This is a genomic window from Gemmatimonadota bacterium (assembly GCA_026705765.1).
Lineage (GTDB): Bacteria > Latescibacterota > UBA2968 > UBA2968 > UBA2968 > VXRD01.
Window position 1 is genome coordinate 1 of record JAPPAB010000167.1, and the last position, 12,168, is coordinate 12,168.

The window sequence follows — 12,168 nt, forward strand, 5'->3', positions numbered from 1 at the left end:
GGTCGAGATATGTGTACATATAGAAATACCCCCTCTTTACAGGTCAATATTTGATGGGGGAGCATAAATGGGAGAAGTGTAGCGAGTAGAAGTTCTTTGTCTAACTCTTGCGTTCATAATATACGACTGTGAATTGATCATGTGGCTCTTTTTTTGAGATGGTCCATTCATTTTCGTCAAATTCGGGGAAGTATTCATCACCTGCGTATTCACCGTCGATGTACGATAGGATCATCTGGTCGGCTTTTGAAAGCAGGGCGCGATAAATTTCGCCGCCGCCGCAGATGAATACTTCGCGGTCATAGGATCTGGCTTTTTCAATGGCTTCTTCGAGTGATCTGCACACATCTACGCCTTTTGTGTCGGGCAGGGTGCGGCTCACGATGACATGTAGGCGGTCCGGCAGGGGTTTGCCACCCCAGGATTGATATGTTTTGCGCCCTACGAGGAGGACGTGTCCAGTAGTGGTGCGCCGAAAGTGCTTCGATTCTTCAGAGATGTGCCAGGGCATTTGGTTGTCCCGACCAATGACGCGGTTTTTGTCCATTGCAGCGATGATGGTCATTGTTTTCCTCAGTTTTGTGTGGGCGCGATTTCCAATAGGGCGTTGGTTTTGACGACATGTCCGATGAGGTCGTGTTCGGTTGCGTCGGTGATTTCGACTTCGACAAAGTCACCGATATTTGCAGGACCCGTGAAGAATACGGCGCCGTCGATTTCCGGGGCGTCCATTCGCGTGCGGCCGATGTAGTGATATGCCGGGTCGTCTGAGGCTTCATCTACCAGTACTTTGAAGGTGCGTCCCACATGTACGGCGTTCAATTCGCCCGATATTTGCGCCTGTAATGCCATGAGGTCGTTCAACCGTTCGCGTTTGATGTCTTCGGGTACGTCGTCTTGCAGTGCGCCCGCTTGCGTGCCTTCTTCGTGTGAATAGGTGAATCCGACGAGGCGGTTGAATTGCATTTCATCGACGAAGTCCATGAGTTCTGCAAAGTGTTCATCGCGTTCGCCGGGAAATCCGGTGATAATTGATGAGCGGATGGTCAAATTGGGTATGCGTTCGCGCAAGGTGTGGATGAGTTTTCGAATGCCCGCTTTTGTGGTGCCCCGGTTCATGGCTTTTAGTATAGGGTCTGATGCGTGCTGGATGGGCAGGTCGATGTAGGCACACAATTTTTCTTCGGTTGCCAGGAGGTCGATTAGTTCATTGCGCCAACCGGTTGGATAGGCGTATAACATCCGCACCCAGTCGAGTTTCTCGATTTGGATTAGTTCTTTTAGCAGGTCTATCAGCCGGGGTTTGCCGTACAGGTCTGCGCCATATCGCATGGTGTCCTGGGCGATGAGGGCGATTTCGCGCACGCCGTTGCCGACCATGCGATAGGCTTCGGCGATGAGGCGGTCCAGGTTTTCGCTTTTGTTTTTTCCGCGAAAGCTCGGGATGGCGCAAAATGCACATGTTCTGTCGCATCCGTCCGAGATTCGCAAGTACGCCCAGTGTTTTGGGGTGAGTAGATGGCGGGCTTCTGCATCTCGGATGGTGTGTATGCGCGATGTGCCCAACAGGTGATCGCAGTGTGCGACGATTTCGCGTTCGCCGGCGAGGCCCACGATCATGTCTGCTTCGACGAGTTCGGTTTCCAATTCTGTTCGATATCGCTCGGCCAGGCAGCCCGTGACGATGACGCCGCGACAACGTCCGTTTTTTTTGTATTCTGCGGCGTCCATTACTGTTGCTATTGATTCTTCTTTGGCTGGTTCGATGAATCCGCAGGTGTTGACGACGATGATGTCGGCGTCTTCCGCGTTGTCCGAGAGGTCGTAGCCGTTGAGCTTGAGGAGGTGGTGCATGCGCTCGGAATCGACGGTATTTTTGGGGCAGCCGAGGGTTATGAGGTTGATTGTTGGCATAGGATATTTTCAGGTTAAAGGTTTATGGCATTGCCGTCCAGATAGCCCAAGCGTAGATTGCGATGAGTATTGTGATTATCACGGCAAATACAATCGCTTTTGGTTTGCGCGCTGGTATGTTGAGGAGCAGGGTTGCGATCATTAAAAGATATGTGATGAATAAAATTTGTCCAACGCGATCGTCGGGCAGGATAAAGCGCGTTGTGAATACCAGCGGCAAGAGTAATACCGATGATGGTCTTTCGTCCCGGTCTGTATCTGACAATTTTATGGCGTAAACACCTGTGTATCCGATGAGCAATGCGACGGATAGGGGACCTTTTAATCCAAAGCAATAGGCAAAAATAGCGGGTGCAAAACCATAGGTGCAAATTGCAATGAGGCGGTTGAGAACGACGTGTTTTGGGTTGCGCCAGATATTGAGCAGGGCGGCGAATAGCAGGGCTATGAGGGCGGCTTCGTATTGCGCGTGTATGGCGTAGATCGCGATGCCAAAGGCGAAGAACAAGCCCGATAGTGCGGTTAATCTGGATGGTGTTTTCAAATTCATGATACGGCCTGTACGCCCAGTTGTGATCCCGCGTGTACCTGGACTTCGATGCCTGCTTGTGTATCGCGGGTCAGGTCATTGTCAAAGACAATGCGCCCGGGCTCAAACAAGAGTACCAGAGTAGATCCTCCAAATTGGAAATAGCCCTTTTCCTGCCCACGTTCTACATTGCCCGGCTGGTATGTTTGGACGATGCGCCCCACGCCCCAGCCCGCTACTTCCATGATCAGGATGCGGCCAAAGTGTTCGGTTTCGAGGTATGTTACTTCGCGCTTGTTGTGGGCAAATAAGTCGGGTTTTACGTCGAGGGCAATGGGATTGACGAGATAATAGCGTCCAGAGATTTTAGTAGATGAGGTTGCGATGCCAGCAACGGGAAAGTGGTAGCGGTGATAGTCTGCCGGGGCCAATCGAATGACGAGTGCAGCACCATTTCTATAGGGGATTGCAGATTCTTTTGATGATAGGAGGTGTGCAATATCGACATGGGATCCTTTGATGGGTAAACGGGTTTGTGCATTTAGTTTGGGATATGCGAGTACTTTGCCATCGGCGGGTGAACAGAAGATGCGGAGGTCGGCGATAAAGGGGCGTGCGTCGGGTTTGAGTTTGCGCGAGAAAAAGGCGTTTAGGTTTTTGTACTGGTTCAGGGGCAATTCGATTTCGTTGAGGTTGATGTCGTATTTTTGTACAAATGCCTGGATTTTTTTTCGCGATCCCGATAGGTCCATCCATTTGCCGAGTAGCCAGCAAAATGGGTATGTGTTCAGGACTATGTTGTAAATAACTATTGCGACCCGAGATCGCGCAACAGCGTATTGAACGCGGGGCAATATGAGCGGTTCGGAGATCATTTCACCTGTTTTGCGATTGCGATAGGTTATTTGTTCGGTCATGGGTGTGCTTTAAAGCTATGTGAAAGATTTGGGCCAAAATTTTTCTGGCCGGGTTTCAAAGGTCATGCGTTCCTTTTTTGTCGGGTGTATTATGGTCAGGCTCTGTGCGTGGAGGGCGATGGCGCGGTTGGGGAATGGTTTGCGCGATCCGTATTTAAAGTCGCCCAATACAGGGTGGCCTATGTCCGCGAATTGTACGCGTATTTGGTGATGGCGTCCGGTGGCGAGGTCCACGCGGATTGAGGATATCCCGTTGCGATATGCCAGTCGCTCGTACGTGAGTTCTGCGCGTTGTCCGTGAGGGGCGTTTACGATGCGGCTTTTTGTTTGCCGCCGCGCGATGTGGTTTACGAGATGGCCGTTTTCGGGAATTTTGCCGTGGACGAGAGCGATATAGCGTTTTTCAACGGTTCGCTCTCGAAATTGTTGCGACAGGCGGCGAGCTGATTTCGATGTACGCGCAAAGACGACTACGCCCGATACGGGACGGTCCAATCGGTGTACGAGTCCGAGAAATACGTTGCCAGGTTTGTTGAATTTGACTTTGAGATAGGCTTTGCCCATGTCCAGCAAGTTTTTGTCGCCAGTGTGGTTGCCCTGTACGAGCAGGCCAGCGGTTTTGTGTACGACCAGCAGGTGATTGTCGAGGTAGAGGATGTCCATTGTGTCTCAAATTTACATGCTAAAGATTAAAAGCGCAACTGATGTGGGCATTTTGCGGTTGACCACAGGATGTGAATGGGATAGCTTGCAGCGCGATAAGGGTTAAAGGCAACTGTCACTACTGAGTTGTGCGTACGTCATTGCGGCAGGATTTTAGCCGCAATCCAGAAAGGTTTTTATGAAAAGATTTTTTGTTTTGCTCCTGATGGTCAGTGCGCCGCTCGGTGCGGATGAAAGTCTTCATCGGGCTGCGATTGATGCGATGGTTATGGCGGCGCGCTATTTTCGCACCGATGTTGCGACCAATGGCGGTTATTTGTGGCGGTATAAGACCGATTTTTCCATGCGCGAGGGCGAGGGTACGGCGTCGTTTTCGACGATCTGGGTGCAGCCGCCGGGTACACCTGCTGTGGGTATGGCGTTTTTGGAGGCGTATGAGGCTACGGGCGATACGCTGTTTTTGAATGGTGCTGTTGAGGCGGCGCGCGCGCTTGTTTGGGGGCAACTCGCTTCCGGGGGTTGGGATTATCGCATTGATTTTGATGCGGAGCAGAGCAAACGCTGGCATTTTCGACGAGATGTCGAGCGGGGCGATGTCGATACGGGGAACCGCCGCAATCGCACGACGCTTGACGATAATAATACGCAGAGTGCGTTGCAGTTGTTGATGCGGGTTGATAAGGTGCAAGATTTTGAGGATGAAGAGGTTCACACGGCGGTGTTATTTGGTCTCGATGCGCTTCTCAAGGCGCAGTATCCAAATGGGGCGTGGCCGCAGCGGTTTGAGGTTTTTCCCGATCCGGAAAAGTTTCCGGTGAAGAAGGCGCGTTATCCCAATACGTGGTCGCGGACCTATCCCAATACGCGCTATTTGGATTATTATACGTTTAATGATAATGCGATTGCCGATGTGATCGAGACGATGGTTGAGGCGTACGATGTTTACGGGGATGTCCGCTACCTCGATGCGGCCAAGCGCGGTGGTGATTTTATTATTCTGGCGCAGATGCCCGAGCCACAGCCCGCGTGGGCGCAGCAGTACAATTTGGATATGGAGCCGACCTGGGCGCGTCGTTTTGAGCCGCCTTCTGTTACGGGTGGGGAGAGTTTTGGGGTTTTGCAAGTGCTTTTGGATTTGTATTTGGCGACCGGTGGGGAACGCTTTTTGGATCCGATTCCCAGGGCGCTGGATTGGGCAAAGCGCTCGCTTTTGCCCGATGGTCGCCTGGCGCGGTTTTACGAGCTTCAGACCAATCGGCCGCTGTTTTTTACCCGCGATTATGTGCTTACGTATGACGATTCAGATTTGCCCACGCATTATGCGTTTAAGGTGAGTGGGAGTCGGATTGAGCGGGTTGAGGTTCTGTATAAGCGCATCAGGGCAGAGGGGCGGGAGAAGATTCTGTCTGAGCGCGGGCGCGTTACCAGCCCGGGTGCTGATCGCGTGAGGGAAGTTATTGATGCGCTCGATGACCGGGGGCGCTGGGTCGAGCAGGGGTCGTTGAGGAATCCAGAGAATAGACGCGAGCGCATTGAGGCGGAGATTCTTTCGTGCCGCACGTTTATTCGGAATCTGAGCTTGCTGGCGCGTTATGTGAGAAGTGAACGAAAATAAATAAGGAGATGCTATGCCTGAACTCGAAACGCGACGTCTTGGTCGCACGGAACTTAAACCCAAAGCGATTGGTCTTGGCTGTGCGTTTCTCGGCAGTCCGCAGCGCGTTTCCGATGATGAGGGGGTTGCGACTGTGCGAGAGGCGATTGATCGGGGGATCAATTTTATCGATACGTCTGCTGCTTATGGCGCGGGCGAGAGCGAGCGGCGCGTGGGTCTCGCGCTTCAAGGGGGGTACCGGGAGAAGGTTTATTTGCAGACTAAGGCGGGTACTCATCGGGATCGGCGGCACGATTTTTCGGCGAAGTCGATTCGATGGACGGTTGAGAATAGTCTTAGGCAACTCAAGACGGATTATATCGATGCGTTGCTTATCCACGATCCGAGGGATATAGAAGAGGTTTATTCACCGGGGTATGCTTCGGATGAGCTTTTGAAGATGAGAGACGAGGGGCTGATCGGTTATACGGGTATTGGCTGTCGTTCACACGATTTTCACCGCTATGCGATTGAGACGGGGGTTTGCGATATTGTGATTACGTTTCTCGATTATACGTTGCTGAGTCAGACGGCTGCGGAGACGACGATTCCTCTCGCGCTTGAGCACGATGTGGGTGTTATTCTGGCGAGTGTGCAGGGTATGGGTGTGCTGGCAGGTCCCAGGCCCGATGTCGAGTTGACGGGTCGCCGGTATCCAGGGCAGGCAGAGCGCGCTGTTGCGATGTGGGAGTGGTGCAATGCGCGGGGGATTAGTATTCGTCGCTTTGCTCTGCAGTTTTGTCTGGCAGCACCCTTAAATGGCAATGGCATGCTTCTTGTGGGACCGGCTTCTCCCCGCGAACTCGACGAGGTGCTCTCCGATGCCACTGCTGATGTTGATCTCGATCTTTGGGGGGAGTTTGAGAGGGCGTTTGGTGTGGGGTTGGAAGTGTGAAGTAGGAAGTGAGAAATGTGAAGTAAGAAGTTGAAAGCGATTGTCATCGCGGCAGGGTGTTGAGCCGCGATCCAGTGTTTGTTGTAGGGGCGACCCCCTGTGGTCGCCCTGTGTTTTGTACCTATTTCTGATGTTATACCCAATGATCATTACTAAATAAAATATATTTAAAGAGATTTTTTCTCTTTTCACCTTGATTTTTGGCTAAATTTCTCTAAGTTTAATATGATATAAGCCGAAAATATCATATTAGGAGGTGGTGAGATGATAATCAGTTTCTCAGTAGAAAACTGGATGTCTTTCCGCGACCCAACCACCTTTTCGATGGTTGCCAGCCGAGAGCGTCAGCATGGAGAACGCGTCCCAAAGCTCGGCAAGTACCAAACGCGGGTTCTTCCGATTGCGGCGATTTATGGCGGCAATGCCTCGGGCAAGACCAATTTTTTTAAGGCTCTGAATTTTGTCAAGACGCTGGTTATTAAAGGTACCAGACCCGATAGCCTGATTCCAATTGAGACATTTCGATTGGATGCCGAGGGGAAAAGTCGGCCTTCGTGCTTTTCTTTTGAGTTGCTGATTGACGAGATCATCTACGATTTTAGCTTTGCAGTGACCCAAGAGGCGGTGCTGGAAGAAAGAATGGTTAAGATCACGAGTACAAGTGAAAAAGTGCTCTATGATCGACGAGATGGCAATCTCAGCTTTGATACATCGCTCGCCGAAGACATGTTCTTGCAATTCGCTTTCAGGGGGACCCGGGATAATCAGCTTTTTTTGACCAACTCCGTGTCCCAAAAGGTGGACAATTTCAGACCAGTCTATGACTGGTTTGAGAATACGCTTGAACTGGTGGCACCCGACTCGCGGTTTGGACCCTTTGAGTTTTTTGATGAAGAACATCCACTTTACATGGCCATGAACGAGATGTTGACATGGCTCGATACCGGAATTGCTCATCTTGATAGTGAAGAAATTCCATTTGAGAACATACCGCTTACCGAGCGATTAAAGACCGAACTCCAGGAAGAAGTGCAGGAAGGTAAGAGTGCTCATCTGGTGCGGGAAAATCCGGCTGACCGCATGGTGATTACCCGCAAGGATGGGGAGTTAACCGCAAAGAGACTGGTCACTTTCCATACGAAATCGGATGGTACAGAGGCCAGATTCGAAATTCATCAGGAATCGGATGGTTCACTACGGGTTATTGATCTCCTGCCCGCCTTTATTGATCTTTCGTCGCAAGTGTCTCAGAGGGTCTATCTTATTGATGAGATTGACCGCAGTCTGCATCCCTTGTTGATCCGTCACCTACTTGAGATGTACCTGACCTGTTGTTCTGCAGAGACTCGAACGCAATTGCTGCTGACGACCCATAATGTTATGCTGATGGATCAGCAGTTGTTGCGTCGGGACGAAATGTGGGCGGCGGAAAGGGATAAGTCAGGCGTGTCGAGTCTGTTTTCTTTTAGCGAGTACAAAGATGTTCGTTATGACAAGGATATTCGGAAAAGTTATTTGCAGGGGCGGATGGGAGGTATCCCTCGCATCTCGCCAGGATGATTATTCGCAAATCTTCATAATCCGGAGAAAATAGAGGAACGGACTGATGCCGTCGAGAAGACGTAGATTCCGCATCAAAGAATTGCGAAAGGGTAATTCCCTTTTCGAAATGTTTGAAGTCACAAGGGAAGGTTACGCCGACGCAGATGAAATCGACCTGAACTAATCCCTTTGCTGCTCTAATAAAGAAAAATGGTTGTATAAGCGAAACGCTTTGAATAGCCCCAGCATTCTATAATTGTCAATCATCCTGATAGAGAAGTGGAAAATGGCCCAAGACGAATCCCCTATCATAAACATTCCTTCCTATCGTCGTGACCTTTACCAACTGCTTACCTTGTTGTTGGCAGACGAAAAAGTTGCGATGAATGAGAATTTCAGAAATTTGTCCGAAATTAACCATGACAACGAAGTCAATAGGCTATTGATATGGATAGCTATAGCGACTCGCCAGTTGCTTGATATCAAAAACCACTCCATAAGAGCACAGATATGTGGACAATACTGTAATAATTTTCCACATAGAGGCTATGATGATCTGAATTTTCGCACTGCGTGTAACGCCATTATCCACGCTGTAGAAATTCTTTCTTACGATCCCGATGATGAAGAAAGTACTCGTGAGGGCACCTGGAAGGCAGATTACTATAAAGGAACAATCACTGTTCGAGGAAGACGACGAGTGAGAGGGGGACAACAAGCGACACGTGCATTGCTGGACTGTGAAAAATTCGTGGAATACTGTATCTTGTTGAGTGAAGAATTTATTGTGGAGGTCTAACGACATGGCTACCAGTAGAACCGTTTACAAATACCACTTTAAGTTGGGCAATCGCATTGTCCACACGGGCATCACCAGAGATCTTGATCGCCGCGAGGCCGAGCACCAGCGAAAACCCGGTTGGGACAGGGGCCACATTTTTCAGGTCGGTTTTCGCACCACTCAAGAGGCTGCGCTCCAATGGGAAGCGGAACAACGGAGACTGGGCAAGCCAACAGGGCCGTAATGTCTGAGAAATCCCTCAATGGAGTATGCTATGATATCGACCCTGAAGAAGATTTTGTTCCACCAAGGCAGGCTGAAGCACCTTCGCACCCCTCAGGATGAGACAGCCGAATTTCTGTTACGATACCGCGACCTCGATGTGGGGCATCTCTCTCTTCATGATGGAAAGTGGTATTTCGAGTACACGGATGCTTTCCGGAAGAAGAAAGACGCTTATCCAATCGTCAATTTTCCGCGTTTAGACAAGCGCTACGAATCTGACGTGTTGTGGCCATTTTTCGTGGTTCGTATCCCTGGCCTGGGGCAGCCATCCATCCAGCGTGTGATCCGCGAGGAGAACCTCGACCCGCATAATGAGGTCCAATTGCTCAAGCGTTTTGGCAAAACTACGATCGCCAATCCATTTATCTTGATCCCCAAAGACAGCTCCGCCGGACCCGAAGATTGATCCTTCTGACCTCCTCCAAGCTACTTGAAGTCCAACGGCGTCTTCCAAACCGTTGGGCTTTTTTTAAGGGATTATATACGGTAGTGCCAAAGGGTTATCTTTGAGCATGGTTGTATATCTGAGTGTTGGATAGCGCGGATGAAAGAAGAAAGGCGAATATGGTGTTGATACTCAACGGGGCGGTTGAGAAAGGATCCCATCGACGCGAAAGGAACAAAAAACGCCGACAGGCTTTAACAGAATAGGGTGACACAATATAACGCTGTGGAAAGGATGTCAGATGAATGATTTTTCTAAATTTCTCAAGAGTGTAGATCTTTCCGGTATGTCTGTTGAACAAATACTCGCCATGATTCCAGTACTCAAAATGTTACCGTTGCCAAAAAAAATAAAGGAACAACTTTTAGATATGGAAAAACAAGCAAAAAATTTGATAGCAACAAAACAACAAGCGTATAATGTTGATGCCCAATTACTTGACAGGGGATGGTTTGTTCACAAAAATCTCAATATTGAAACGGTTCAACAAGCCAATACTATGTGTTCTGTCGGTAATTTGTTGGCAGCAGAAGAAGTGTTCTGTGACTTCTTTTTGGACAGGATAGACGAAGATACTAACCTTTTGGGTATCTACGCGAAAAATATCGGATGGGGCAAGTATCTTGATCCAAGGTCAAAAAAGACGCTTCGACAGGAAGAAGATAAAGATGCAGATTACTCGGGAAATATGTATGCACAAAACATCAACCGTGCGTATGAGAATACCCGGAAGGGTTGTTATGCTGAGGCAACGCTATTGATGCTTCCTATCATTGATGGTATGACATCTAAGTTTTTGATTGCTTCTGGTACGGACAGAGAGACAATTTTTTCTAATAATTCAAGAGAGAAGTTGACGCCAGAGGCAGAACAAGCGATAAAAACTGTCGCACCTAATTTCTGGGAAGCATTGGATATTATAGCAGAAACACGAAGCAGATATAGTGCCGAAGAGATAACAATTCCTTACAGAAATGGAATTATGCATGGGACTGATGTCAATTTCAACAATAAGTTTGTTGTGTGCAAATGTTGGGCACTTCTGCTTACTGTTGACGAGGTAATGAAGAAAATCTCTGATGCCGAATATCAAAAAACCGTAGCGAGAAAATCACTCGCAGAGTCAAGGAGAGAAACACAGCGATTAGAAGAAGATTCAAAAACATTTGTACCACGGGATAAACTGGCGATAACAGGTGACGGCAACTTTGAGACGCAACAGTTTGAAAAAAATACACCCGAATATGCTTTGCAGAAATTTTTTACCGGGTGGAAAAACAAAAACTATAGAGATGTTGCTATGATAGCGTCGGTAATTACACAATCAAAAAGTATACCCGATGATCAACGGAGAGATTTGCATAGTGTTATACAAGAGATGAAAGAACGGCTTGATGATTATGACCTGATTTCTTGTATTTTTAAACCTGATATATCGGAGAAATTGTGGCAAACGAAAATCTCTTGCGAGGTTACTTTTCTAAATAAGTTTTGTGAATCTCCCGAACAAAAAACAGGTGTTTTCGAGTTTATACTTGGTTGCCAAGAAACAGATTTTTTTGATACTGTTTCACGGTATGATAAGAATGCCGTATGGCAGTTGTATTTGGACTCCTTATCTTTTCTGTCTTAGTGAGATTTTTTCTATACACCGAAACAAAAGATCGCCCTGAGGTTATTTTAAGCCATTCTGGGTGTGTTATGTGCCTTCTCGCTTGGTCTGTATCTACTTGCCCCTATTTGTCTATGAGGAAAACGGAAACAGGTCTTTTTTGCTTTTGGCACTACCGTATATAATCCCCTTTTTTTATTGGAGTCTTACTGGCGGCTTCACAAGTGCTTTTAGTGTTGTTCATAATTGACTGACGGGTTTTCTTTAACAAGGAAAAAAATTTATCTGCTTCGTCATTGTGATAGCATTTGACATTTACCATTAGGAGGTATCCATGCCTACAATGCCCCCAATTCATCCGGGAGAGATCCTGCTTGAGGAATTTCTCGAGCCTCTGAGTATTAGCCAGTATCGTCTGGCAAAAGACATCTCAGTTCCCCCTCGCCGGATTAACGAGATTGTTCACGGCAAGCGCGCTATTTCGGCAGACACTGCGCTTCGGTTGGCGCGCTACTTTGGAACCACAGATCGGTTCTGGCTCAATCTTCAGACACGCTACAATTTAGAGTTGGAGAAAGATCGCCTCGGTGAGCGACTGGAGGCTGAGGTGCGCGTTTTAGAGCGTCAGGTGTTGACGGACGCCCGGTAGGATGCGATTGATAGCCGGAAATGGACACAGTCGGTTTGAATATAGCTCAAGTCGCCGGAGGTTGCATTTCTGGCTATTTCAACACCTGGTCGAGTGAAACCCGACCCGATTCAATGGCCAGAACGGCTCTTAGAACGTGCAGTTCAAACATCATTTCATCGTCAGGAAATTCAGTTCTGACTTGATGGCATATTTGATCCAGATGCTCATTGTTGATGCCGGTTCGGCGTGCAGCACTGAGATAGTCAAACATCATAATTGAAATCCTAAAAAAATACTGTT

The 12,168-nt window shown here is 48.6% G+C and carries 14 protein-coding genes; 8 read left to right on the top strand and 6 right to left on the bottom strand.

The genetic code is table 11. From position 1 onward, the window contains the following. Positions 1 to 100: 100 nt before the first annotated feature. From OXH16_20905 to OXH16_20925, 5 genes are read right to left on the bottom strand one after another with little or no spacing between them, the layout of a single operon-like run. Positions 101 to 565 carry a dihydrofolate reductase gene (locus tag OXH16_20905; protein MCY3683867.1) on the bottom strand — a complete coding sequence of 155 codons (465 nt, stop codon included), beginning with the start codon at positions 563 to 565 and terminating at the stop codon, positions 101 to 103. Positions 566 to 573: 8 nt separating this feature from the next. Next, positions 574 to 1,914, bottom strand: coding sequence for a 30S ribosomal protein S12 methylthiotransferase RimO (gene rimO, locus OXH16_20910; protein ID MCY3683868.1), 1,341 nt, complete (start codon positions 1,912 to 1,914; stop codon positions 574 to 576). A gap of 22 nt (positions 1,915 to 1,936) precedes the next feature. Continuing rightward, positions 1,937 to 2,464, bottom strand: a complete 528-nt coding sequence (locus OXH16_20915; protein ID MCY3683869.1) for a hypothetical protein — start codon at positions 2,462 to 2,464, stop codon at positions 1,937 to 1,939. Then, positions 2,461 to 3,360, bottom strand: coding sequence for an archaetidylserine decarboxylase (asd, locus tag OXH16_20920; GenBank protein ID MCY3683870.1), 900 nt, complete (start codon positions 3,358 to 3,360; stop codon positions 2,461 to 2,463). The genes OXH16_20915 and asd overlap by 4 nt, the downstream gene beginning before the upstream one ends. Positions 3,361 to 3,375: 15 nt before the next feature. Then, on the bottom strand, positions 3,376 to 4,023 hold the full coding sequence (locus tag OXH16_20925; GenBank protein ID MCY3683871.1) for an RNA pseudouridine synthase: 648 nt from the start codon (positions 4,021 to 4,023) through the stop codon (positions 3,376 to 3,378). A gap of 178 nt (positions 4,024 to 4,201) precedes the next feature. On the opposite strand from OXH16_20925, the gene OXH16_20930 reads away from it, so the two are divergent. From OXH16_20930 to OXH16_20965, 8 genes are all read left to right on the top strand, one after another. Beyond that, positions 4,202 to 5,638, top strand: coding sequence for a pectic acid lyase (locus OXH16_20930; protein ID MCY3683872.1), 1,437 nt, complete (start codon positions 4,202 to 4,204; stop codon positions 5,636 to 5,638). A gap of 13 nt (positions 5,639 to 5,651) precedes the next feature. Beyond that, entirely contained in the window at positions 5,652 to 6,572 is a 921-nt protein-coding gene (locus OXH16_20935) for an aldo/keto reductase (protein MCY3683873.1), read from the top strand. 264 nt (positions 6,573 to 6,836) lie between these two features. After that, positions 6,837 to 8,132, top strand: a complete 1,296-nt coding sequence (locus OXH16_20940; protein ID MCY3683874.1) for an ATP-binding protein — start codon at positions 6,837 to 6,839, stop codon at positions 8,130 to 8,132. A gap of 268 nt (positions 8,133 to 8,400) precedes the next feature. Then, entirely contained in the window at positions 8,401 to 8,913 is a 513-nt protein-coding gene (locus OXH16_20945; GenBank protein MCY3683875.1) for a hypothetical protein, read from the top strand. Positions 8,914 to 8,917: 4 nt separating this feature from the next. Beyond that, complete coding sequence (locus tag OXH16_20950; GenBank protein MCY3683876.1) at positions 8,918 to 9,139, top strand: GIY-YIG nuclease family protein; 222 nt, start codon at positions 8,918 to 8,920, stop codon at positions 9,137 to 9,139. A gap of 30 nt (positions 9,140 to 9,169) precedes the next feature. Next, a complete protein-coding gene (locus tag OXH16_20955; protein MCY3683877.1) occupies positions 9,170 to 9,586 on the top strand; it encodes a HipA N-terminal domain-containing protein in 417 nt (138 codons plus the stop codon). A 280-nt stretch (positions 9,587 to 9,866) separates the two neighbouring features. Further along, positions 9,867 to 11,258, top strand: coding sequence for a hypothetical protein (locus tag OXH16_20960; protein MCY3683878.1), 1,392 nt, complete (start codon positions 9,867 to 9,869; stop codon positions 11,256 to 11,258). A 313-nt stretch (positions 11,259 to 11,571) separates the two neighbouring features. Then, positions 11,572 to 11,886 carry a HigA family addiction module antitoxin gene (locus OXH16_20965; protein ID MCY3683879.1) on the top strand — a complete coding sequence of 105 codons (315 nt, stop codon included), beginning with the start codon at positions 11,572 to 11,574 and terminating at the stop codon, positions 11,884 to 11,886. A gap of 73 nt (positions 11,887 to 11,959) precedes the next feature. Here OXH16_20965 and OXH16_20970 read toward each other — a convergent pair whose 3' ends face one another. Further along, positions 11,960 to 12,142 carry a hypothetical protein gene (locus OXH16_20970; protein MCY3683880.1) on the bottom strand — a complete coding sequence of 61 codons (183 nt, stop codon included), beginning with the start codon at positions 12,140 to 12,142 and terminating at the stop codon, positions 11,960 to 11,962. Positions 12,143 to 12,168 lie beyond the last annotated feature (26 nt).